Source organism: Streptomyces fradiae ATCC 10745 = DSM 40063 (assembly GCF_008704425.1).
GTDB classification, from domain to species: domain Bacteria; phylum Actinomycetota; class Actinomycetes; order Streptomycetales; family Streptomycetaceae; genus Streptomyces; species Streptomyces fradiae.
Genome location: NZ_CP023696.1, coordinates 643,577 through 665,093 on the forward strand (window position 1 = coordinate 643,577; position 21,517 = coordinate 665,093).

Here is a 21,517-nt window from a genome sequence, read left to right on the forward strand (position 1 = left end):
CATGCCGGTCGTGGTGGTGAGCGGTACCGGTACGGAGATCGGCAAGACGGTCGTCACGGCGGCCGTGGCCGCGGCGGCCCGTGCGGCGGGCCGTTCGGTGGCCGTGCTGAAACCCGCCCAGACCGGTGTCGGGCCGCGCGAGCGGGGCGACGCCGACGAGGTCGTACGGCTGGCCGGCCCCGGGGTGACCGGGCGCGAACTGGCCCGGTTCCCCGAGCCCCTGGCGCCGGAGACCGCCGCGCGCCGGGCCGGGATGGCGCCGGTGCGGCCGGAGGCGGTGGCGGAGGCGGCCGGGAAGCTGGCGGCCGGGCACGATCTGGTGCTGGTCGAGGGCGCGGGCGGGCTGCTGGTCCGGTACGACGCGGACGGCGGCACACTGGCCGACGCGGCGCGGCTGCTGGGCGCGCCGGTGCTGGTCGTCGCCCCGGCGGGGCTCGGCACGCTGAACGCGGCGGCGCTGACCGGTGAGGCGCTGCGCACGCGCGGCCTCGTCCAGCTGGGCGTGGTCGTGGGCTCCTGGCCGGCGGCGCCCGGCCTGGCCGAGCGGTGCAACCTGGCCGACCTCCCGGTGTCGGCGGGCGCCCCGCTGCTGGGCGCGGTGCCCGCGGGCGCCGGCGCGCTGGCCCCCGAGGCGTTCCGGTCGGCGGCGCCCTCCTGGCTGGCGGCGCCGCTGGGCGGCACGTGGGAGGCGGAGGCGTTCACCCGCGCGGCGGGCGCCGTCTGAGGGGGCGCGGCGGGGTGCCGGGCGCCTACGCTGCCCGGTATGCGAGCGACGGTGAGCGAACTGGTGGTCGACTGCGCGGACCCGGCCGCCCTGGTGCGGTTCTGGGCCGCGCTGCTGGGCGGTGAGCCCGTGGACCGGGACGCCGGGTGGTCGTACGTGGAGCCGCCCGGCTTCGTGCGCCTGGCCTTCCAGCGGGTGCCGGAGGGCAAGGCCGTGAAGAACCGGCTCCACCTCGACCTGGCGGGCGGCGACGTGGCGGCGGCGGCGGACGGGGCGGTCGCCCTGGGCGCCGTGCGGGTCGGCGGTCCGGTGCGGGACCCGCAGGGGGCCTACCAGGTGATGCGCGACCCGGAGGGCAACGAGTTCTGCTTCGTGCGCGGCTGACGGGCGCTCGCGGGCGCCGGGCGGGGCACAATCCCCGTGTCCGCCCGTACTCCCGGTGCCACGGGGCCGCCGGGCCGACGGGGCTGCCGGACACTGTCGACAGGAGGTCCGCGATGACGGAGCACAGGTCGGGCACGGGCGGCCGGGACGCCGTGTGCCATCCGCTGTTCGCCCGGTTCTACGCGCGCCTGAGCGTGGCGGCCGAGACGAAGGGCGGGGTCGGCGAGCTGCGGCGGGAGCTGCTGGACGGGCTGTCCGGGCGGGTGGTGGAGGTGGGCGCGGGCAACGGCCTGAACTTCCCGCACTACCCGGCGGCCGTGTCCGAGGTCGTCGCGATCGAACCGGAGCGGGTGCTGCGGCGGCTCGCCGCCGAGGCGGGGCTGCGGGCCGGGGTGCCGGTCGACGTGGTGCCGGGCACCGCCGAGGCGCTGCCCGTCAAGAGCGAGGCGTTCGAGGGCGCCGTCGCGTCGCTGGTGCTGTGCAGCGTCAGGGACGTGGAGCGGTCGCTCGCCGAGCTGCGGCGGGTCCTCAAGCCGGGTGGTGAGCTGCGGTTCTTCGAGCACGGGCGAGCGCGCGGGCGGGCGGCGGCGGCCGTGCAGCGGGGCCTGGACGCGACGGTGTGGCCCCGCCTGTTCGGCGGCTGCCACACGGCGCGCGACCCGCTCGCCGCGATCGAGGCCGCGGGGTTCGAGATCGTCACGTACCGGCGGCTGCGCCTTCCCGAGCGGGGTCTTCCGCTGCCGTCCTCACCCGCCGTCCTGGGCGTCGCACGGCGTCCCGCGCCCGGCGCCTGAGCCCCCCGTACCCGCAGCCGCGCAGGTCGGCCGGGGAGATCCGGGCCCGTCCGCCGTTGGTGACGAGGGCGTTGACCGGGGTCATCGGGTCGGCGGCCATCGCCTTGGCGAGGAGGACGCCGAGGGCCAGGGGCAGCAGGGTCCCGGCGAGGACCGCGCCGAGGGGGGCGAGCCGCCTCGGCGTGATGCGGCGTGTCGGTGCGCTGGTCATGGCGCCAAGGAAACCGGCGGGGCCGCGCACCGCGTATCCGCGGGGGTACTCAGGCACGCGAGCCACGCGTACTCACCCGTCCGGCGAACCCGCCGCGCCTTCCGCACGGCCGCCCCGTCCGTCACGGCGGCCGGGAGCGGGCCGCGCCCGAGCGGGCCGCGCGGCGTGCTCGTCAGTGGGTCCAGCGCTCCAGTTCGCCGGCGATGTCGCGGACGTCCGCCGCCCCGTCCTTCACCAGCCGCGCCAGCTCCCGCACGCGCTCCGGGGACGTGGTGACCCGCAGCCCCGAGGCGAGCAGGTAGCCGTAGGCGACGGCCGACGCGAACAGCGCGTTGGAGTGCCCCAGCGCCGGTATGTGCATCAGGAGCTGGAGCAAGGCGGCGGCCCTGGTGTGCGGGTCGTCGTAGACGGCGATGCCGAAGATCTCGGCGTCGTGGCGGCTGACGGCGGCGACGAGCGCGCCCCAGTCGGCGACCTGCGGGTCGCCCGGGGCCTTCTGCTCGGCGACCATCAGCAGCCAGGCGAGGTCGATGGAGACGCTCATACGCGGACGGCCGCCCTCACCGGCCGCCCTCCGGGCGGGGCCTCGGCCCGAGCACGGGGTCGCCGCGGAACTCGTCCGCGAAGACCGACTCGTACTGCTTCATGAAGTCGGCCGCCGCGTCCACGAAGGTGCGGCCCGCCTCGCCGGCGTCGCGCTGGACCAGTTCCTCGATGTACCGGTTCACACTGACCCCCCGCTGTCGCGCCCTGCGCCGTGCCGCCTCGGCGGTCGTCTCGTCCACCCGTACGTTCAGCTGAGTCTTCGCCACCCGACCACGCTAGCGCCATCCTGCTAGCACCGGCAAGGGCGGGAGGGCGGTGGGAGGGAAACGGCTCGACGCCGCACCGGACGCGGTGGTGGGATGCCCCGCATGGATGATCTGCGGATACGCGCCGCCGGACCGGCCGACCTCGACGCCGTCCTGGCCTTCTGGAAGGTGGCCGCCGAGGGCGTGAGCATCAGCGACGACCGTGACGGCGTGGCCGGGCTCGTCGCCCGCGACCCCGGCGCCCTGCTGCTGGCCGAGTCCGCCGGCGGCGGGCTCGCCGGCACCGTCATCGCCGGGTTCGACGGGTGGCGCTGCCATCTGTACCGGCTCGCCGTGCACCCGGAGCTGCGCAGGCGGGGCGTGGGGACGGCGCTGCTCGCGGCGGCGGAGGAGCGGTTCGCCCGGCTGGGCGGGCGGCGGGCCGACGCCATGGTGCTGGACCGGAACACGGCGGCGCACCCCGCGTGGCGGGCGGCCGGGTACGCGCCGCAGGGGCAGTGGAGCAGGTGGGTGAAGCCGCTGGCCCCGTGACGGGCCCCGACGACCGCGACGGGCCGGGCCGGGACAGGGCCGGAGGGACGGGCCCGGAGGGACCGGCCCGGAGGGACCGGCCGGAGGTGAGGGGCCGGAGGTGACGGGCCGGGAGGAGAACAGGCCGGGAGGGGGGCCGGGGCGGGCCCGGAGGGGGGCCGGGGGGGGGACGGACCGGCACGCCATGACGGGCCGGGGCGAGCCGTGACAGAGTGTGACGACTCGCCCCGGCCCGATCCGCTGTGACGTCGTTTTGCTGGTCCTTTACCATGGTCGGACGTTTCCGACCGTAAGCGAAAGGTGTGTGAGCGTCCGCCCATGGGCGAGCCTCCCAGTAGTACGAACCGCCGTCGACATCGCGCGATCTTCCCGCCTCTGACCGACCATGGGACGGAGGTGACCCGATGACGGAAGTGCTGCTGCTCCTCGTGGCGCTGCTGCTCTCCCTGGCGTGCGGCCTCTTCGTCGCGGCGGAGTTCTCCCTGACCACGGTCGAGCGCGGCGCGCTGGAGCGGGCCGTCGAGCGCGGCGAGCGCGGCGCGGCCGGGGCCCTGAAGGCCGTGCGGTCCCTGACGTTCCAGCTCTCCGGCGCCCAGCTCGGCATCACGGTGACCAACCTGGTCGTCGGCATGCTCGCCGAGCCGTCCGTGGCCCGCCTGATCGGGGGCCCCCTGCGGGACCTCGGCATGTCGGCGTCCGTCGCCTCCTCCGTGGCCCTGGTCCTCGGCACGGCCCTGTCGACGGTCGTCCTGATGGTCGTCGGCGAACTGGTGCCGAAGAACTGGGCCATCTCGTCGCCGCTCGCGGTGGCGAAGGTGGTCGCGACCCCGCAGCGGGTCTTCAGCGCCGTCTTCCGGCCGCTGATCAGCCACCTCAACAACACCGCCAACGTCATGGTGCGCCGCCTGGGCATGGAGCCCGCCGAGGAGCTGGCGTCCGCGCGCAGCCCGCAGGAGCTGATCGCCCTGGCGCGCCACTCCGCGAAGGAGGGCGCGCTGGAGGCGGACACCGCCGAGCTGTTCGTCCGCACGCTCAACCTGGCGGAGCTGACCGCCGAGAACGTGATGACGCCGCGCGTCCAGGTCACCGCCCTGGAGGCGCAGGCCACCGCCGAGGACGTCGCCAACGCGACCCGCGCGACGGGCCTGTCCCGCTTCCCGGTGTACCGGGGCAGCCTGGACACCGTCATCGGCACCGCCCACATCAAGGACGTCCTCGCCGTGCCCGCCGACCGCCGCCACCGGACGCCGGTGGTCGAGCTGGTGCGCGAGCCGGTGCTGGTGCCGGAGAGCCTCACCGTGGACCGGCTGCTCGACCGGATGTACGGCAAGGCCACCATGGCGGTCGTCATCGACGAGTACGGCGGCACGGCCGGCGTGGTGACGATGGAGGACATCGTCGAGGAGGTCGTCGGCGAGGTGCGCGACGAGCACGACCCGCACGAGACGCCGGACCTGGCGCGGGCGGGCGAGGACGCCGACGGGCGGCTGCTGTGGTCGGCCGACGGGGCCGCCCGCACCGACCAGCTGCGGCCGATCGGGCTGAACGTCCCGGAGGGCCCGTACGAGACGCTGGCCGGGTTCGTCGCGACGGAGCTGGGCCGCATCCCGGAGGTCGGGGACACCGTCGAGGTGTCCGGGTGGCTGCTGGACGTGGTCGACGCCTCGGGGCGCCGGGCCGCGCGCGTCACCCTGCACGCGCCCGTCGCCGGCGCCGACCCGGAGGACCCGGAGGACCACCCGGCGTCCCGCCCCGCGAGCGGTGTCGAGGCGGGCGCGCCCGCCGGCCCCGCCGCCGCCCGGAGCGGCTCGCGCGCGGGCGCCTCGCGGCGCGGCGGTGGGCGGCACGTCGGCACCCCGGTCGCGCGCACCACGGACCGCGGCGCCACGAAGCACGGCGCCGCGAAGCACGGCGCCGCGGACACGGGTGCCTCGGATGAGGGGGCCGGCCGATGATCGCCGTGCAGTTGCTGATCGGTTTCCTGACGCTGGTGCTCAACGCCTTCTTCGTCGGCGCCGAGTTCGCCCTGATCTCCGTCCGCCGCAGCCAGATCGAGCCGGAGGCGGAGGCCGGGAACCGCAGGGCGCGCAGCGTCCTGTGGGGGCTCGAGCACGTGTCGGCGCTGCTGGCCGCCGCCCAGCTGGGCATCACCCTGTCCACCCTGGTGCTCGGCATCGTGGCCGAACCGGCCATCGCGCACCTGCTGGAGCCGGTGTTCGAGGCGGTCGGGGTGCCGGACGGCCTGGTGCACCCGGTCTCGTTCGTGATCGCCCTGTCGGTGGCCACGTATCTGCACATGCTGCTGGGCGAGATGGTGCCGAAGAACGTGGCCCTCGCGGAGCCGGTGCGCACCGCGCTGCTGCTCGGCCCGCCGCTGGTGGCCGTGGCGCGGGCGCTGAAGCCGGTGATCTTCACGATCAACGCCTTCGCGAACACGCTGCTGCGGCTGCTGCGGGTCGAGGCGAAGGACGAGGTGGCCGCGACCTTCTCGGACGACGAGCTGGCCCGGATGGTCACCGACGCCGGTGACGCGGGTCTGCTGGACGACCGCGCCGCCGAGCGGCTGCACGACGCGCTGGAGCTGGGCCGGCGCCCGGTGCGCGACGTGGTCATGCCGCTGGAGCGGGTGGTGTACGCGCAGGTCGGCGCCACGCCGGACGAGGTGGAGCGGCTGGCCGCCCGGTCCGGGTTCTCCCGCTTCCCGGTGGTGGACCCGTCCCGGCGCATCCTGGGCTATCTGCACGTGAAGGACGCCCTGGACGTCATACCGCGCGACCAGCCGCTGCCCGTGTCGGCGATGCGCCCCATCGCCCGGGTGCGGGCCGCGACACCGCTGGACGACGTGCTGACGGCGATGCGCCGCAGCCGCGCGCACCTGGCGGCGGTCATCGATGACGACGGCCGCCTGGCCGGGCTCGTCACGATGGAGGACGTCCTGCGGGAACTGGTGGGCGGCCCGGCCGCCTGACGGCCGCCGCGCGCCCCGCGCCCCGCCCGTACGGACCGCCGGTCCGACGGGCGGGGCGCGGTCGTTCCGCGACGGCTTCGCCCCCGTCCCCGGTGGGCGGGGACGGGGGTCCGGCAGGGGTCCCCGGAGTGCGGCGGTACGATCACTCCGCCATGGAGATGAATGCTACGTACACGAGTTTCGTCGCGGTGGGCGACAGCTTCACCGAGGGCATGTCGGACCTGCTGCCCGACGGCTCGTACCGGGGCTGGGCCGATCTGCTCGCCGGGCGGCTCGCCGCCCTGGCGCCCGGTTTCCGCTACGCCAACCTGGCCGTGCGCGGCAAGCTCATCGGCCAGATCGTGGACGAGCAGGTGGGGCCCGCCGCCGCGATGGGCGCCGACGTGGTCACCCTGGTCGGCGGCCTCAACGACACCCTGCGCCCCTCGTGCGACATGGGCCGCGTACGGGCGCGCCTGGAGGAGGCCGTCGAGCGGCTGGCCCCGTCGTGCGGGCGGCTGGTGCTGATGCGCAGCCCCGGCCGGCGCGGCCCCGTCATGGAGCGGTTCCGGCCCCGCATGGAGGAGCTGTTCGCCCACATCGACGACCTGGCCGGGCGCCACGGGGCCGTCGTCGTGGACCTGTACGGGGCGCACGCGCTGGGTGATCCGCGCCTGTGGGACGTGGACCGGCTGCACCTCACGGCTGAGGGGCACCGGCGCGTGGCCGAGGCGGTGTGGCAGGCGCTCGGCCTCGAGCCGGCGGAGGACTGGCGGGCGCCGCTGCCGCCCGGTGCCCGCGAGCGGTGGGCGGATCGGCGGCTGAGCGACGTGCGGTTCGCCCGGCAGCACCTCGGGCCGTGGATCGGGCGGCGGCTGACCGGCCGCTCGTCCGGGGACGGCCGGACAGGCGCCCATTTTAGCGCTGAGCTGGGCAAAGCCTTCTGGGTCACCCCCGCGGATCACGAAAACCTCAGCTCTGTGACGGACTGGCTGCGGCTGGAGCCCTGACTCCCCAGCGAAGCGGACCGCCCGACGCACCGCTTTCAGGGCCTGCAGGTGCTCGTGCGGGCCGCGTGTCGCGTGTCGCGCCGGAGCCGTCGACGCAGACCCGGATCTTCGCCGCCGAGGCACCGGGAACCTGAGCAAGCACGTCACGCAGCGCCTGGACGCGGTCGGCGACCGTAGAGTCGAAAGCTTCAGAGTGCGGCGAGTGACGCATCCACGCGGTACGTCGCATCGAGATGACATAACAGAGTGCCTCAAAAGCGAAAAGCGACATTTCAACGCCCCCTCCAGGCCGGGTGCCCGCTCCGACGGGGCCGCGGCGGGCACCTGGAGCGAATCCCCAGGTCGGCATCGCGCTGCTCAACGTAGCAAAGCGCTATGAAAGACCTCATACCGCACTCTTACCGACCCCTTTTGAACCGGAGGCGTATGACCCGCACCTGGGCGTCGACTTCAGCCCGCTGCGCGGAGCCGGTCAGGGGCCGATGGCTACGGCCAGGCAGCGTGACCTCGGCGACAGGGCAGCGAGTGGTCGTCAGATCGCCGATGGCAAGATCGGGCCATGGGATTGAACATGGTGGTCGGGGTCCTCATCGACACCGAGGACGACGACTACACCGAGATGGTTCGCGCTGACTTCGTCGCGATCGACGAGCTACTGGAGCGTGCGGGAGCGCGACAGTGGACTGAGCCCGACCTCGACGAGGAGGAAGGTGCGGAGTTCGAGGCGTGGGGTTACTCGGGCCTGCACACCGTTCGCCGTCTCGCTGTCCACCTTGCAGCGGGCGGGCGCCTGCCCGAGCCGTTGGACGGCAACCAGCGGGCGACCGACGACCCGCTCCTGGGCAAGGTGTACGAGGCTCTCCCGAGTGATCCTCCTGGACCGTTCGACCATCTGGTCCATCATTCGGACTGCGAGGGCTACTACGTCCCCGTCGACTTCGCCCAGGTCATCGTCGACAGGAAGGCACCGGGCGGCTACCTGGGGTCTTCGGTGCGTCTGCTGGAGGAAGTCCGTCGACTCGCTAAAGCCCTCGGCCTTCCGGAAGACCTCGATCCGCACTCCGAAGACGTCTTCGAGGCCGCCGATGCCGAGACACCGGCAACCCAGGGATGGCAGCGCTACGGCGTCGAGTCCTATGTATACCTGCAACTTCTCCACGCTGCGAAACTCTCGATCTCGACCGGAGCGGCCATTGCCTTCACCTGAGAAGGTGTCGTCGTTTATTGATGTCTGCCCTCACATGCGATGGCCTCGACGGTGGTGAGGGCTGAGCTGCGCTGTCGTGGATGCTGACGATCTTGACTACCGGGCCCGGACGCTGACGGGCTGCATTCCTCCGGGGCTGGTGGCGCGGCTTCTCGAGCTCGGTCATGAGCGGGAAGTGGAGTTCCAGGCCGACCGCGGGGAGTGGTTCTGCGCGCTGGAGTGGACCCGGCTGCTCGGGAACCGGGGGCGGCACGGGCAGGCGTTGGAGGTGCTCGCTCCGTACGTCGCCACGAACTGGTGGCCGGCGGCCCAGGCCCAGGCGGAGCTGCTGGAGAGCTGGGACCGGGCGGAGGAGGCGATCGCGCTGTCCCGCCTGTACGCGGAGGCCGGTGACCGGCTGGCGCTGGTCTTCTTCGCACGCCTGCTGGCCCGCCACGGCCGCAGCGGCGAGGCGTTCATGCTGCTGCGCACCGGGATCCAGGACTGGTTCCTCGCCGAGTGCCTGGTCGACGTCGCCGCGGCGGCGGACATGGACGAGGAAGCGGCGGCCCTGCTGGAGGCCCGGGTGCAAGCGGCGCTCCCCGCCTGCAACGACCCGGACTGCGACCGCCTCCGGATGGAACCGTCCAACGCCATCGGCCTGCTCGCCACAGTCAGGGAACGCCAGGGCCGGATCGAGGAAGCAATAGCCCTGCTGCACATCCGCGAGATCACCTCCGTCAACGGACGTGACCAGCTGGCCGACCTGCTGGCCAGACACGACCGGATCATAGAACTGCGTGCGTACGCGGCGTCCGAGTTCCACGGGCACGCCGTGCAGCGCCTTGCTGAAGTGCTGGAGGAACGCGACGACGTGGAAGGCGCGATCACCGCCTACCGCACGTTCGGTGCCACACCGTCCGGCATGTGGCATGCGGCTGTACCGCTGTCCGAGCTCCTGGTCCGGCACGGACGGAGCGACGAGGCGATCGAGATGCTGCGAGCCTTCACCCAACACAACGCGGAGGACTGGCTCGTCGACGCTCTTTGCACCCTGTACGCCGACCACGGCCGGTCCCGAGAGGGCCTGGCCCACCTCGATGCCATCAAGGCGCGACACGATGGCAAGGAGGACTGGGACCTCTTCCAGATGCGGCTTCCGCTCATGGCCGACTGCGGCCTGCTCGGCGAAGCGATCGAGCAGACGCGAGCGCACCCCGAGGGCGACACTTGGTACGCGGCCTGGGCTCTGTCCGACCTGCTCGACAAAGCCGGCCGCACCGAAGAAGCCGACGCAGTCCTCGCACAGCACCCGACAGCCAACAGCTCTCTTCGCGCCGAGCGCCTTGTCGACCTCGGCCACATCCAAGACGCTCTACGACTCCTCCAGCAGCCGATAAGCAAACCGACCACACCCGCCTGCGACGGCACCTACTCCACCGAACCACCGTTCTGACAGCTCGGGCTGGTACGCGCCATGTCTCCACCGTACGTCGCGCGCCGGGTCAGTCGTTGCCCTCGCCGACCTCGACGGCGTACGGGTCCCGTAGAGGGCGCAGTCCCTGGCCGGGCCGCTGCGGGACTTGGACGCTGTCGAGGACGACGAAGACGAGGAGTGACGGGCGGCGCACCCGACCTGTCGGGCCGTTCGTTGTGGAGGAGGTCCCACTCAGCTGCCCGGGGCCGAGAGGAGAAGAGGACGCCATGGCCCGCACGAAGGTCCGGCCGCCAGGCCACTGCACCCGCTGTACCCGTGCCTGCTGGAAGGACGCGGACGACTCCGCGCGCTGGAACATTGAGTTCTCGCAGGGGCGCCCGGTCGGGTACCTGTACCCCAAGTGCCAGACGCCCGAGGAGAACGCCGAGGCGGAGGTGAAGGCGGCCACGCTCGACTACGCCAACACGGTGCCGGACGTCGACGGCCGGCAGAAGGTCGCCCCGGTCGGCGGCTGACACACCGTGACCGCCCTGGCGCACCCCCTCGTTCGCGAGGGCAAGACCGTCCACCTCACCCTCGCCGTCGAGTCGGCGGAACTCCGGATCGCAGTCGGCCCGCAGAGCGACACCCGCCTCCACGAACTCTTCGAGGAGCCGTGCGCGACGGTCGTCCGCACGGCATTGGAACGGGAACAGGCCTGGCCGGGACACCGCTCGATCACCTACAACCCGATGGACGGCCTCGGGCCGGACACCGTCCTGCTCATCGAGGATCACGCCTTGCGCGAGGACGGTGAGGGCCGCAGGGGGCCGATGCTCTCTCGGCGCCTGGTCCTGCTCAACCGGCACCAGATCTCCGGCCGCCGCGGGCTGATCGTTACCGGCCAGGCCGGGACCGGCAAGACGACCGCCATCGCCCGGCTCGGCCTCAACCATGAACTCCTGGTCCGTAAACGGCTCGGCCCGGCCGCCGCGGGACGGCTGCCGGTCGTCTACGTCACCGTCCCGCCCCGGGCCACCCCGAAGATGCTCGCCATCGAGTTTGCCCGGTTCCTCGGCCTCTTGGTCGTCCGGCAGGAGACCCAGACCTCCCTCACCGACGCCGTCTGCGGCCTGCTGATCAAAATGCGGGTCGAACTCGCGCTCGTCGACGAGATCCACAACCTCAACCTCGCGATCCAGGCCGGGCCAGCAGATCTCCGGCCGATACGCCGTCACCGACACCGAACCGTTCGCCTACGGCACCTCCGCACAGCGACAGAACTGGCGCAACCTGATCGCCTCGCTCGAAGACGCCCTACGACTGCACCGGCACAAGCCCGGCAGCCTGGTCAAGCTCGACGGCTACCTCCACTGGCTTCGTTCACTTCAGGCGGTTCTGGCTCAGCTTCCGTGCTGAGTGACGCTCCGTTACGACTGGACGTCGAAGAGGGCAATGGACGGGGGCGGCGGGACAAGCACTGCACGAAGGCGCGTCAGTATGGCTCGCCACTGCTTCCAGTCCTCCGGGTCGACCCAGTTTGAGGCCGGCCCATCCTCGTCACCGACGATGCGGGCGAGGGCTTCGTCGGCGAGTACCCGAAGGTCTGAAGGGAACACGGGCATCGCTGTTTCCGGGCCGTAGGACATGTCGACGGGTTCACCTCCCGGGCATTGCGCCGCGATCAAAGCGGCTTGAGCCGGAGCTGTTCGATCTCGGTCAGCGTCTCGGGTCGGAAGCTACTGATACTCGACTGGGGCGGCGGCACGATCGACGTCACCTTGCTGGACTACGATGGAAAACACTTCGAGGAGCTCTCTTCTCGCGGTATCACGGCGCTTGGCGGCCTTGAGTTCGACGAAACACTGGCGCGGATCGTATTGGAAAAAGGCTCGGTGAGATCCCCGACAAGATGCCACGGGAAGAGCGCAACAGATGGCGCAGGGACGTAGAGCTAACGAAGATCTCACTTTCGCGACGGGACCTCTTGGAGGTTCCTCTCGATATCCCGGCTCTTGGAAAGTCCCTTACGATCTCACGTAATGAGTACACCACGGCAGTCGCTCCGTTGATCGAGCGAGCGATGGAACCGCTGACGCAGTGCCTGCGGGACACAGGCATCGCCCCGGCCAGCGTCGACGCGGTCCTGATGATCGGCGGCACTTCCCAGATCCCCGAGGCTCGGGACGCAATCGCGAACGTCTTCGGCGCCGATCGGATCATCCCACCGGAACTCTGCAACCCCATGACAGCAGTGGCTCGTGGCGCGGCAGTCTACTCTGCCGCGCTTGATGATCCCGACCACAAGGACCGCTTCAGCCTGGTCACCAACTACGACCTAGGGACCGCCTTTGCCGCAGGTCCGCGCAAGGGATTCCAGCCGGTGATCCACCGGAACCGGACTCTCGCCGCAACAGGTGAGCGCCGCTTCATTCCCTCACGCCCTTATGCTTCCTCCGTGGCCGTAGAGATCATCGAAGGCGAGCCAGGATACCCTGCCGACAGCGATCGCGCTTTCCCTCTTGCCCGTCTAGAAGTGAGGCTCCCGAGGCCCGAGCAGGATCCCGAGCGCAATGCCGTACTCGTCCGATTCCTCTATGATCACAGCGGGATCCTCGCTGTCAAGGTTACACACGAGGAAACCCAGCGCCTTCTCTTCAGCGGCGAGAGCGATTCCTTCGGAAAGGACGGAACGCCCCTTCAGGAAGGCCTGCAGGGAGAGCTGGCCCGGCTCCTCTCCCACATGGATGTTCCATTGATCGAGAAGGGCGAGCAGCCGGAAGGGCCGAACGAAGCGAAGAGGCAGGAGGAAAGCCCCCTCTTCGGCCCCGACCTCACCGTGAACGGCACCCCTCAAGCGAGGATGTAACTAATATTGGCGGGAACCTCTGGGGTTCCCGCCAATATTCAGGCGATCAATTCAGGATAAAAAGTCCCGACCAGAAGAGTCAGCTGATCTTGGAGCGGTGCTGGCTGAAGAGGTCGTGGCGCTGGTGGTCGTCCTGGCCTACGAATGCTTTGAACTCGCCGATGCTGTATGCGACGGCTCCGTTGGAACGCGTCACCGCGGTCATCTCGAAGTCGTGCTTCAGGTGGTTGAGGTGCCGCTCGACCGTCGGCTGGTCCATGACTGTTCCCGATGCTTCGAGTTTGGCCATGATCTGCTCGACCGACAGTGCCCGCGCGCTGCTGCGCAGCAGCTTGTACACGGGGTCGGTAACGGCGTCAGCGGTCTCGACAAGCTCTCGGGGCTCGCCGACCTTGTTCAGCGCGTTCCTGATCGATACACCGAGGGCCTTGGCCACGGGCGGCGGAAACGCATTTCCGATCTGGCGGTACACGCTGGTCTTCAGGCCGTGGAACCTCCAGCGGAAGTCGTCTTCGCCTCCATCGCCCTCGCTATCCGCGTCCTGCCAGCCCTGGATGCGGGCAACCATGGTCGTGGTCAGCTTCGGGAACGGCCGGCCTTCGACGACAGGAGGGCCGGTGACCGGAGGCGCCTCATTGGCCACACCCATTGCATCTACGCCCATCTCTGCCCATGCGCGCTTAGCGCGCGTGGGGCCGAGGTCGGCGCCACCGTGCTTCTTCGACCCGCCGACGATAGTGGGCGCGATGCCTGTAGCTGAGTCAGCCCATTCCCGAGCGCCCTTCCAGCCCCTCTCCGCCATGAGATCCACCAAGAGCTCGCCTACAGACTTGGCGCTCCCCGGTCGGCGCTCCGGCCACTCGAAGTACGGAGCGAACTCCCGCTGGAGCGCAACCAGGACGAAGCGCGGACGCAACTGGGAGACCCCGAAGTCGTCTGCCTGGAGGAGCTGCCACTCTGCGATGTAACCGTGCTCCTTGAGCCGGTCGAGTACGTGCTGGCGGTAGCCCGCGAAACGGTTGGCACTGAGGCCGCGTACGTTCTCCAGAAGCAGTGCCTTCGGCTGCACCTTGCCGCAGAGCTCGATGGCCCAAGCGAACAGGTCGCGCTCGTCGTTCGTACCCAGCTGCTTCCCTGCGATGCTGAAGGGAGGGCACGGGACTCCACCTGCGAGGAGATCGACCTGCTCCGCATCGATGGCCGGGTTCCAGACCTCAAGGTCGGCGACATCGCCGACCCTGACAGACGCCTGCGCTTCTTCCTCACTGTAACCGAGGAACTCCACAAGGTTGCAGCGCAGAGTCTTAGCGGCGTGGGGGTCCAGCTCGACAGCAAGGCGGTGGCGGAAACCTGCCCGTTCCAGTCCGAGGGACTGGCCGCCCGCACCCGCGCAGATCTCGACGACCTCAAGCGGCTTCGCAGGCTCGATGGCCGACATACCGATCTCCCTCCGGGTACGCCAGGATCCCTAGCGCAGAACTAGCGGTGCCGTTGCAGCCGCCTTAGTGGACACACAGGCATCCGGCAGCGCAGGCTCCGCGGCAGCACCATAACCGCAGGTAGTGGTAGAGCGGTGGCCATTCACCACTGCATGCCGGACAAGGATGCGCAGTCTACGCGGCAGGACCGACAGCTTCCATTTGAACGCCCAGGGCGGGAGCGCTCCAGCGCTGGTCAGATATCCAGCGCTGCGCGGACCTGCTGCCTGGCGTCCCAGGGAAGGCAGCGGTAGGCGTTCCACGCCCTCTCAAGCGGCGTCGAACCCCGGCGCTCCCGTTCGGCCCAGCGCGCCAGCCGCTGCCGGTCAGCCGGATCCAGGTTCTTGATCTCGGCGAGGACCTCGTCAGCACGCACAGGCTGGCCGTTGCTGCCGACACGGCATCGCTTGCACTCCGTGACGAGCAGCGTCTCTTCCTTGCCATCAGGAAGGATGGTGGCCCGTTGGACGACCGACAGCACTGCCGTCTGGTTCGAATCGTCGATGTACGGCTCCGCGCCACCGATGCCGCACACCGTGCACATGTAGCCGTCCCGCTCGTACACCTCCCGCGTCTGCTTGGTGGTGGGCCTCTTATGCGGCGCGGCTGCTCTGCGGGCCACAGGGTCCCAGACGGGCACCCCCGCCTTCACGAACCTCTGGTCCTCGGCCATGAGCGAGGCGTCTTCCGTGTTCGTGAGGATGACCCACTGGAAGTCCCGGAGGTCTCGGAGGCGGCGGTCGGCCTGGGAGATGCCGGGGAACGCCTCGCGGAGCTGCTCCTTGGTGAAGGTGTTGCCTTCGCCGACCTCCTGGACGAGCCACAGCGCGCCCCTGATCATGGTTCCGCCCTTGAGTTCTGGGTCGTTCCAAGCGGGGAGGGTCACCTCTGCTCCGTTCTTCCGGTGCTCAGATGCCCGATTCTGGATGATCACCAGTCCGCTTGTCAGTGGTTCCTGTCATTATTCCTGGCGAGTGAGTGCGACTGCTGATGAGGAGAGGGTCTGTCTATGACTGTGAAGTTCGGTGTCCCGCCCGAGGGTGAGCGGATCCGGTCCATGGTCGAGGAACGGCTCAAGCAGGCCATGGCCGACAACGGCGCCAAGGTCACGGTGGACTGGCGCGGGGAGCAGAAGCACCTGAACGTGATCTCCATGCCGGTGGACCTCCTCTACTTCAACCCCGACACCCACCGCATCCGAGCGCAGCGCACCCTGAGCCCCGAGCAGAACCGGGTGCTGGAAGAGCAGCCCTGGAGCGAGCCCGCTCAGGAGTACCTCGCCGACCTCCTCAGCTGCAGTCCGTCGAATCCGAGCCAGATCGACCCGGACTTCATTGCGCTGCAGGACGAGCTCGACGACTTCGGGCAGAAGGAACCCGGCATCATCAGCCCCGACGGCATCCTCGTCGACGGCAACACCCGCTGCGCCGCCATGCGCAAAATCGGCATCAAGGACATCCGTGTCGGTGTGCTGCCGTCTGACACCTCCCGGAGCGACATCAACAGTGTCGAGCTCGCGCTCCAGCTGCGGCGGGACAAGCGGCGCGAGTACTCCTACATCAACCGCCTTATCGCGATCGAGGAGGAGCTGGCGAACGGGCGCCGGGCAGAAGACGTCGCACGGGACTTCAACATCAAGTCCACCACGCTCCGCCAGGACCGGTGGGTCTACGAGCTGATCATCAACGCCATCGAGCGCAGCAAGGACCCGGTCAGCGGCGTCGAACTGCGGCTGGTGGACTTCGAGGACCACCAGGAGAAGCTGCGCGAACTGCAGCGCGACTACACGAAGCTCGCGAAGACGGACCCGGATGCGGCCGAGCAGCTGAAGGAGTCCCGGCTCGCAATGGTCGTCCTGAACTACCCGAAGACGTCGGTCCGACTCGCTGAGGCCGACTTCCACACCCGCTATGTCGACGAGCGGCTGCCAGAGAACCTTCGTCCGGTCGCGCAGGCAGCCGCCGCAGTCTCCATCCCCGGCCTGCCCGGCGTAGCGGTCCCTGACGCTACCTCTACCGTGAAAACGATCCGGGCCCTCACCGACAGCCTGCTGCAGGCCAAGGCCGCGTCCCTGGCCGGGGACAAGCTCGCGCCCTCGGACGTCACCCAGGCCGCCGCAAAGATCAAGGCGGCCCGCAGCACGTTCGACGTCGCTGTGAAGATGGCCGGCCAGAACGCCCAGTTGCAGAAGCGGAAGATCGCGGTACCAGAGCGCCTGACGGACGCGGCCGACTACGTGAACCAGTGTGCGGCGGAGTTCGCCGAGGCCAAGGCGAAGCGCGCCCTCGACGAGGACGCTTTCGACGACGCCCTGCTCACCCTCCGTGCGAGCCTCGCGCGCCTGGCCAAGCAGGCAGGCCGCACGTTCAGCTCGCCGGGGGACGGCGTCGAGTGGCTGCTCAACGCCGTCCGGGAGAGCTGATGACCTCAAGTACGCCGAGCTTGGAGATCAGGTTCGGGGACAGCGTGACGAAGGCCCGGCTGCGGGCCGGCGCCGGGCACGAGGGCGATCTGCGCCGCCTCGCCCTGCGCTTCCGCAGCAGTGTGCAGCGCTCTCCTGGGAGCATGGACGTCGACATCGACGACCTGCTCACGAACCTCGTGGCACTGGCGACCTGGCCTGCCCAGGCAAGCGTTTCATGGGACAGCCAGCTGGCCGCCCTCGCAACGGACTCCGCTGTGGACGCCCAGACCGTGGCCGACCGCCTCGACCCTCTGTCCAAAGGCGTCAGCGAAGTGCGGGACGACGAGGTCGACGGGCTGCTCGGGCCCTCCTGGACCGCCGGCCTCACGGCATTCCAGCGCAGGGACATCGCCAAGCTCCTCTCGCTGCGCCATGGTGCGAACTTCTCCGTCCCCGGTGCCGGCAAGACGCGCGTCGGCCTCGCCGTGTTCCATGCGCTGCGCCGTACCAAGGGCATTGAGCGCCTGCTGATCGTCGGGCCGAAGTCCTGCTACGAGTCGTGGCAGTACGAGAACACCCAGTGCTTCGACGAGCCGCTGCGCATGGAGGTCCTGTCCCGGAACGTCGACCCGGCCGCGGACGCCCTCATCGTGAACTACGAGCGCCTCAGCCCGTCGGTCAACGAGCTCGGCCAGTGGCTCACGGCGCGCCCTTCCATGATCCTCCTTGACGAGGCGCACCGGATGAAGCTCGGGGCCGAGGGGACGTACGGGGCGGCCTGCCTCGCCCTGGGCCCGCGGGCCCGCCACCGGCTGATCCTGACCGGTACTCCAGCGCCGAACGGTGTCAAGGACATCGAGAACCTCTTCGGTTTCGTGTGGCCTGGGCACGGCCGCCAGAAGGTGACGCAGGCTGTGGCCGGCGGCGACCTCGCCAAAGCGAGCCAGGTCCTGCGCCCGCTGTTCACCCGCACCACCAAGGGCGAACTGGGCCTGCCCCCAGTGACGACAACCCTCCGGACGCTTCCGATGCCTCCGCTGCACCAGGAGGTCTACGAAGCCCTGGTCGGCCGGTTCTCGGCGCGGGCGGCCGGAGCCGAAGACGACTTCCAGGCTCTCGGCAAGATCATCGTCTACATGCTGATGGCGGCTACCAGTCCTGCCCTGCTCGCCGTCGGTACGACGCGGTACGAACCCCTGATGTACCAGGTCCCGCCCCTGGCCGTCCCTGAAGGGAGCCCTCTTTTCGACCTCATGCGGGACCTCCCGAGCTATGAGATGTCGCCGAAGTACCGCGAGGTCCTGGCCATCGTCGCGGAGAACGCGGCCAAGGGTCGCAAGACCCTGGTGTGGTCCACGTTCATCCGCAGCCTGAACACGCTGGAGAGGATGCTCAAGGAGTTCCGCCCGGCAATGGTCCACGGAGGCACAGAAGACCGCGAAGCAGAGATCGAGCGCTTCCGGAATGACCCGGACTGCATGGTGCTGCTCTCCAACCCGGCTACGCTCGGCGAAGGCATCAGCCTGCACCATGACTGCCACGACGCGGTGTACGTCGACCGCGACTTCGCGGCCGGACGCTTCCTGCAGAGCCTCGACCGGATCCACCGCCTCGGCCTCGCGCCCGAAACCGAGACCCGGGTCACCGTGCTCGCCTCTGAGGGGAGTATCGACGAGGTCGTCGGCCAGCGTCTGACCGACAAGCTGCTCTTCATGGGGCGCATCCTTGACGACCCCGCCGTCCAGGAGCTCGCAGACCTCGACGACGAGCCTGCCGTCGGCGGGGGCCTCGACCAGCGGGACCTCCAGGCTCTGATGGGCCACCTCCGTGCCCATTCCGCCTAGCCCTGTCCTGCGTGCCGCTGTGCGGTGGCTGGAGCTGCTTCCGGACTCCAGCGCCGCACGGTGCCGCGCCTTCTTCACCCACCATGCCGATTTCAGCGATCTGACTCCCACGCAGTACGAGGCGGCGTACTCGTGGCTCGGGGAGAACGGCCTGCTCCTGGACCTGCACGACAGGACCGCGGTGAGCGAGCGCGTCTTCCGCGCCGCGCTCGCTTCCAGCGGCACGGCCTGGCTCCCGGACGCGGACGTCCTCGTACGCGGCCCGGAGGAGCTCCCGGACGACGCCCTACGCGCCGCAGAGGCACTGGGCATCCCCGAGAGGGATGCCTACGAGCAGGTCAGTGCGGTCTGGGGCAAGGTGGACACGGAGGCGCGAGCGCTCATCGGCAGCGCCGGCGAGTCGGCTCTCGTCCGCCTCATCGCTGAGGCTACGGATGCCCGGGTCGAGCACGTCGCTGCGCACTCCGACGGCTTCGGGTACGACATCGCTGTGCATTCACGGCAGCACCCGCTGCACATCGAAGCGAAGAGCACAGTGCGGCGCGGAAGGACCACCTTCTACCTGTCCCGGCACGAGTACGGGACGATGCGCCGCGATCCGGCATGGCAGCTCGTATTCGTCCAGCTCACCCGAGACCTTGATGTGACCGCGATCGCTTCCGTCTCTGCGGAATGGATCAGTCCCCAGGTACCGCAGGACAAGGGTCCCTACGGACGCTGGGAGGAATGCCGACTCGACGTTCCGCCGACCGCCCTCGTCTCCGGCATCCCGCGGCTGGCCCCTTTGCTCAGGCCGGGAGCAGCCGGGCTGCTCCTACCGGGGCAGAACAGCTGAGGGCGGGAGCACCAAGCTCAGCATCGGCGCTCCCGCCCTCAGATAGGACGGCCTTACACCCCCTGGGTACCGACGTCCGCAAGGAGGAACTCTTCGACCTCTCCATCCCACGCCAGCGGCTCCGCCTCAGGGCAGTCCGCTGCGGGCAGGGCGTCGGAGAAGGCGTCCTTCAGCACTGTCCGCCACTGGTCCGCCGTCCCGCGGAGCCTGAAGGGGCCGACCAGCAGGGTCACACCGTCCTCGTCGACCTTCATCGGCGCCGTCTCCCCGGCCACCGTGACATCGCTGTCGAGACCGCTGGCAGCCGCATCGAGTGCGGCATCCAGTTCAGCCGTGTCGATGCGTCCTGCCCAGTGCCGCGCCCCGACCTGCATCTCGGCGACCAGCAGAGTGCGGCTTCCCGCGGTGTACCCCGTGAGTACGAGGGACTTGCGGGGTGCCTCAGGCCGCGCGCCACCGGCGCTTCCCGCATCGATGAAGGCCGGGCGGAAACGATCGAGGAGAGCGGAGATCCGCCCCGCGAGGAGCATGCGCCGGGCGACAAGGAACTCCCGGAACCCGTCGGCTTCGAGGACCTTGGCATCGGTCGGGACAGCGTGGGCAGCCAGGTCGTCGGCCTGTACTTCCTTGATGTACTCGGCAGGAGCCCGATTGCCGATCATGTTCTTGGCCGTCTGCTGCGAGACGAAGACGATGTTCGCCAGTTCGTTGATCTCCGCAGACGAGTACTTGTTGCGGTGGTTCCGCAGCTGCGCGGCCGGGTGCAGCATGCTGTACTGCAGCTTGTCCGTTCCCTCGGAAACGATGGAGATCGGCCCGCCGGCCCACCAGTCCTCTGCCCCGGAGTGGGCGGCAGCCAGGTAGGAGAGCATGATGTACGGGCTCTGGATGTTGCGCCCGGACAGGTCCCGGGCGGTCACGCTGAAGCCCTTCTCCTCCAAGCGCAGGTTGGCGAGGAGGGCGCGGACAGGCTCGTCCGAGTCGAGGGCATTGACGTCCTGGGTCAGTGCACTGTCGGTCGCACCGCCGTAGCGGTTGCTCCCGCTCGCGGCCAGGAACCAGTACAGCAGCCCCTTCTCCACCTCAGCATCGACGCGGGCGCCTTCCGGCAGGCGCCCGTAGAAGACGATCAGCGGATGCAGGGCAGTGACGGACGGGATGAGCGCCGTGGTCGGAACGAGCAACTGCTCACAGAGCAGCGGAACGACGCGCTCAAGCCCTCGGCGCACACGCTCCCAGCCTTCCCGGACGGACTCCGGACTGGCAGTGGTCAGCCTGGAGACAGACGAGGTCCGCTTGCCCGAGATGGACAGGCTGAGCGTGATCGCCTTGATGAGGAAGTTGACGTCGACAGCCCGGTAGCCGCGCTCTGCCCACCGGGCCGACTCCTCCTCGAGCTCCCTGAGGAACCCCGGTGAGCGAGCGGAGAGCGTCGCCATCGCCAGATCGGTCGTCTTCAGCGGACGGCCGCCGCTGTTGACCCGCACGAAGATCTGGGTGACCTCTTCATAGCTGAAGCCCTGGAGGACCTCCATATGGAAGTCGCGCTGCGAGATCGCTTCGAGCGCCTTGAGGCGGCGCCCGATCTCTGCGCCGTCGATCGACAGCCCTGCCGAACGAAGCTGCATCTGGAGCGCGAACGAATCAGCTTCCGGCCCGACGACGTCGTAGACCTTGATCCACTTCGGGCTCCTGAGCGTGGCATTGCTCTGGTTCTGGAACGCCTCCGTCTCGATGTTGAAGACGACCTGCGCTGTCGGGTGGTCGTTGAAGACGCGGTACAGCGAAGTGAGCCGCTGCTGGCCGTCGAGGAGGTATAGCGGCATAACGCCGGGAAGCCCCTGCCCGGCCCCGATCGCCGCAGCGCGGGTTTCGGCTCCCTCGTCCGTCTTCCACAGCAGGAGTGTCCCTGCCGGGTATCCGAGGTACATCGACTCCACAAGCTTCGCGACTTGCGACGCCTTCCAGACATAGCCGCGCTGGATCTCCGGGAGCATGATCTCCCCGCCAGCGATCTGGCTGATGAGCGTCCTGATGTCCCGGTTCGTACGTTCGACTGCCATGCCCTGCT

General features: G+C 69.8%; 22 protein-coding genes and 1 pseudogene. 16 read left to right on the forward strand and 7 right to left on the reverse strand.

Going from position 1 to position 21,517, the window contains the following annotated elements:
• Position 1 precedes the first annotated feature (1 nt).
• The 3 genes from bioD to CP974_RS02745 all read left to right on the forward strand — a co-directional run bounded on the left by bioD (position 2) and on the right by CP974_RS02745 (position 1,902).
• The gene (gene bioD / locus CP974_RS02735) at positions 2–724 is read left to right on the forward strand and encodes a dethiobiotin synthase (RefSeq protein ID WP_031128215.1); all 723 of its coding nucleotides are present in this window, start codon (positions 2–4) and stop codon (positions 722–724) included.
• Between the two features lie 39 nt (positions 725–763).
• The gene (locus CP974_RS02740) at positions 764–1,108 is read left to right on the forward strand and encodes a VOC family protein (protein ID WP_031128214.1); all 345 of its coding nucleotides are present in this window, start codon (positions 764–766) and stop codon (positions 1,106–1,108) included.
• 113 nt (positions 1,109–1,221) lie between these two features.
• Positions 1,222–1,902, forward strand: a complete 681-nt coding sequence (locus CP974_RS02745; protein WP_031128213.1) for a class I SAM-dependent methyltransferase — start codon at positions 1,222–1,224, stop codon at positions 1,900–1,902.
• A gap of 383 nt (positions 1,903–2,285) precedes the next feature.
• On the opposite strand, the gene CP974_RS02755 is transcribed toward CP974_RS02745, so the two are convergent.
• Both CP974_RS02755 and CP974_RS02760 read right to left on the reverse strand, forming a co-directional pair.
• Positions 2,286–2,657 (reverse strand): hypothetical protein, encoded by a 372-nt coding sequence (locus CP974_RS02755; protein ID WP_031128212.1) that lies wholly within the window; start codon positions 2,655–2,657, stop codon positions 2,286–2,288.
• A 16-nt stretch (positions 2,658–2,673) separates the two neighbouring features.
• Positions 2,674–2,925: a hypothetical protein gene (locus CP974_RS02760; RefSeq protein WP_051838850.1), complete on the reverse strand. Its 252-nt coding sequence runs from the start codon at positions 2,923–2,925 to the stop codon at positions 2,674–2,676.
• A gap of 69 nt (positions 2,926–2,994) precedes the next feature.
• Here CP974_RS02760 and CP974_RS02765 point away from each other — a divergent pair.
• From CP974_RS02765 to CP974_RS02790, 6 genes and pseudogenes are all read left to right on the forward strand, one after another.
• Positions 2,995–3,456, forward strand: a pseudogene (locus CP974_RS02765) (GNAT family N-acetyltransferase); the annotation flags it as partial.
• Positions 3,457–3,860: 404 nt separating this feature from the next.
• Entirely contained in the window at positions 3,861–5,411 is a 1,551-nt protein-coding gene (locus tag CP974_RS02770) for a hemolysin family protein (RefSeq protein ID WP_223844338.1), read from the forward strand.
• On the forward strand, positions 5,408–6,424 hold the full coding sequence (locus CP974_RS02775; protein WP_031128208.1) for a hemolysin family protein: 1,017 nt from the start codon (positions 5,408–5,410) through the stop codon (positions 6,422–6,424). Before CP974_RS02770 ends, CP974_RS02775 begins: the two co-directional genes overlap by 4 nt.
• Before the next feature lie 152 nt (positions 6,425–6,576).
• Positions 6,577–7,413 carry an SGNH/GDSL hydrolase family protein gene (locus CP974_RS02780; RefSeq protein WP_031128207.1) on the forward strand — a complete coding sequence of 279 codons (837 nt, stop codon included), beginning with the start codon at positions 6,577–6,579 and terminating at the stop codon, positions 7,411–7,413.
• Between the two features lie 559 nt (positions 7,414–7,972).
• Positions 7,973–8,620 carry a putative DNA-mimic protein gene (locus tag CP974_RS02785; RefSeq protein WP_069975458.1) on the forward strand — a complete coding sequence of 216 codons (648 nt, stop codon included), beginning with the start codon at positions 7,973–7,975 and terminating at the stop codon, positions 8,618–8,620.
• Positions 8,621–8,696: 76 nt separating this feature from the next.
• Positions 8,697–10,055 carry a tetratricopeptide repeat protein gene (locus tag CP974_RS02790; protein ID WP_031128205.1) on the forward strand — a complete coding sequence of 453 codons (1,359 nt, stop codon included), beginning with the start codon at positions 8,697–8,699 and terminating at the stop codon, positions 10,053–10,055.
• A 49-nt stretch (positions 10,056–10,104) separates the two neighbouring features.
• On the opposite strand, the gene CP974_RS30625 is transcribed toward CP974_RS02790, so the two are convergent.
• Positions 10,105–10,230, reverse strand: a complete 126-nt coding sequence (locus tag CP974_RS30625; RefSeq protein WP_256366387.1) for a hypothetical protein — start codon at positions 10,228–10,230, stop codon at positions 10,105–10,107.
• Positions 10,231–10,303: 73 nt separating this feature from the next.
• Here CP974_RS30625 and CP974_RS02795 point away from each other — a divergent pair, with 73 nt between their 5' ends.
• On the forward strand, positions 10,304–10,552 hold the full coding sequence (locus CP974_RS02795; protein ID WP_037936272.1) for a hypothetical protein: 249 nt from the start codon (positions 10,304–10,306) through the stop codon (positions 10,550–10,552).
• A 6-nt stretch (positions 10,553–10,558) separates the two neighbouring features.
• Complete coding sequence (locus CP974_RS02800; protein WP_051838848.1) at positions 10,559–11,560, forward strand: ATP-binding protein; 1,002 nt, start codon at positions 10,559–10,561, stop codon at positions 11,558–11,560.
• On the opposite strand, the gene CP974_RS02805 is transcribed toward CP974_RS02800, so the two are convergent.
• A complete protein-coding gene (locus CP974_RS02805) occupies positions 11,447–11,704 on the reverse strand; it encodes a DUF4259 domain-containing protein (protein ID WP_078915289.1) in 258 nt (85 codons plus the stop codon). The genes CP974_RS02800 and CP974_RS02805 overlap by 114 nt on opposite strands.
• A 6-nt stretch (positions 11,705–11,710) precedes the next feature.
• On the opposite strand from CP974_RS02805, the gene CP974_RS30915 reads away from it, so the two are divergent.
• Together CP974_RS30915 and CP974_RS02815 are read left to right on the forward strand one after the other, a co-directional pair.
• Complete coding sequence (locus tag CP974_RS30915; protein WP_158100688.1) at positions 11,711–11,968, forward strand: Hsp70 family protein; 258 nt, start codon at positions 11,711–11,713, stop codon at positions 11,966–11,968.
• Positions 11,929–12,885, forward strand: a complete 957-nt coding sequence (locus tag CP974_RS02815; protein WP_078915288.1) for an Hsp70 family protein — start codon at positions 11,929–11,931, stop codon at positions 12,883–12,885. Before CP974_RS30915 ends, CP974_RS02815 begins: the two co-directional genes overlap by 40 nt.
• A gap of 79 nt (positions 12,886–12,964) precedes the next feature.
• Here CP974_RS02815 and CP974_RS02820 read toward each other — a convergent pair whose 3' ends face one another.
• Entirely contained in the window at positions 12,965–14,323 is a 1,359-nt protein-coding gene (locus tag CP974_RS02820) for a DNA cytosine methyltransferase (protein ID WP_031128202.1), read from the reverse strand.
• Positions 14,324–14,559: 236 nt separating this feature from the next.
• Positions 14,560–15,297, reverse strand: coding sequence for a KpnI family restriction enzyme N-terminal domain-containing protein (locus tag CP974_RS02825; protein ID WP_223844339.1), 738 nt, complete (start codon positions 15,295–15,297; stop codon positions 14,560–14,562).
• Positions 15,298–15,372: 75 nt separating this feature from the next.
• Between CP974_RS02825 and CP974_RS02830 the strand changes: the two genes are divergently transcribed.
• The 3 genes from CP974_RS02830 to CP974_RS02840 are packed head-to-tail and all read left to right on the forward strand — an operon-like array spanning position 15,373 to position 19,446.
• Positions 15,373–16,785, forward strand: a complete 1,413-nt coding sequence (locus CP974_RS02830; protein ID WP_031128200.1) for a ParB N-terminal domain-containing protein — start codon at positions 15,373–15,375, stop codon at positions 16,783–16,785.
• Entirely contained in the window at positions 16,785–18,611 is a 1,827-nt protein-coding gene (locus CP974_RS02835; protein ID WP_031128199.1) for a DEAD/DEAH box helicase, read from the forward strand. The genes CP974_RS02830 and CP974_RS02835 overlap by 1 nt, the downstream gene beginning before the upstream one ends.
• Positions 18,612–18,630: 19 nt before the next feature.
• A complete protein-coding gene (locus CP974_RS02840; protein WP_031128198.1) occupies positions 18,631–19,446 on the forward strand; it encodes a protein NO VEIN domain-containing protein in 816 nt (271 codons plus the stop codon).
• Positions 19,447–19,499: 53 nt separating this feature from the next.
• On the opposite strand, the gene CP974_RS02845 is transcribed toward CP974_RS02840, so the two are convergent.
• On the reverse strand, positions 19,500–21,509 hold the full coding sequence (locus tag CP974_RS02845; protein ID WP_140160764.1) for a GmrSD restriction endonuclease domain-containing protein: 2,010 nt from the start codon (positions 21,507–21,509) through the stop codon (positions 19,500–19,502).
• Between the last annotated feature and the right edge of the window lie 8 nt (positions 21,510–21,517).